We start from the raw sequence: 931 nt of genomic DNA on the forward strand, positions 1-931 counted from the left end.
AGGTTCAGGCCTCATTGATCCGGAAGAGGGCGGCGGCTGCGAGGCAGATGGCGGACATGAAGGTGTGGGCGCAGCGGCCATAGCGCATGGCGATGCGGCAGTCCGAGGCAGTGCCTTGAACCCTGGAGCCTGCCAAACGTGTTCTCGATGCGGTGCCGCTGGCGGTAGAGCTTCCTGTCATGCGGGATGCGCCGCTTGCGGCCACGGCGTGACGGCATGCAGGCTTCGATGCCGCGGGCGGTCAGGGCCTGACGGAAGCGGTCGCTGTTATGGCCTTTGTCGCGATCAGGAGGCGGGCGGACGGCAGGGCGTCGCGCATCAGGGCTGCGCCCTTGTGGTCGCTCATCTGACCTTCGGAGAGCAACATGAGGATCTGTCAGAGTTCGCGCCATGGGCGCGCGGATTGGCCAGCGGGGGCAGGTTTGTATAAGTTCCTGACGGGTTAATGGGCGACTGGGAGCCTGAGATAGAGTGCGTGGGCTGCGGTTCGGCCGAGGTGACTGAGCGGCGTGACCGTACGGCCCAGGGTTACCGGCGCTTTCGCTGCCGCACTTGCGGCCGAGGGTTCAACGAGCGCAGCTCGGGCGTGCCGAGAAGGGCTTAGTACCCGAGCGAGGTGATTGCCCTCGTGGTGTTGTGGCGCCTGTGTTACCGCCTCACCTTGCGGGATCTGGCGGAGATGTTCCTCCTCCGCGGCATCGTCTTCAGCCATGAGGCGGTGCGGGAGTGGGAAGCGAAGCTCGCGCCGATACTGACCAGTGGCCTTCGGCAGCGTTGGCGAGCAAAGGGCGGCTCCGGGCATCGTTCCTTGGCACGTGGATAAAACATACCTGAAGGTCCGTGGACGTTGGTGCTACTTGTATCGGGCGATCGACAGGAACGGCGATCTCGTCGATACCGAGCTGAGCGAGCACCGAGACATGGTGGCAGC

At 64.7% G+C, this 931-nt stretch carries 1 protein-coding gene; it reads left to right on the forward strand.

Annotated features, from left to right (window positions below):
• Window positions 1–815 precede the first annotated feature (815 nt).
• Window positions 816–931, forward strand: a 116-nt coding sequence (locus tag EBE87_RS28435; RefSeq protein WP_233553605.1) for a transposase, incomplete at its 3' end; no start/stop codon positions are given.

It is taken from the genome of Teichococcus wenyumeiae (assembly GCF_003696345.1).
In the GTDB taxonomy this organism is placed as follows: Bacteria; Pseudomonadota; Alphaproteobacteria; order Acetobacterales; family Acetobacteraceae; genus Pseudoroseomonas; species Pseudoroseomonas wenyumeiae.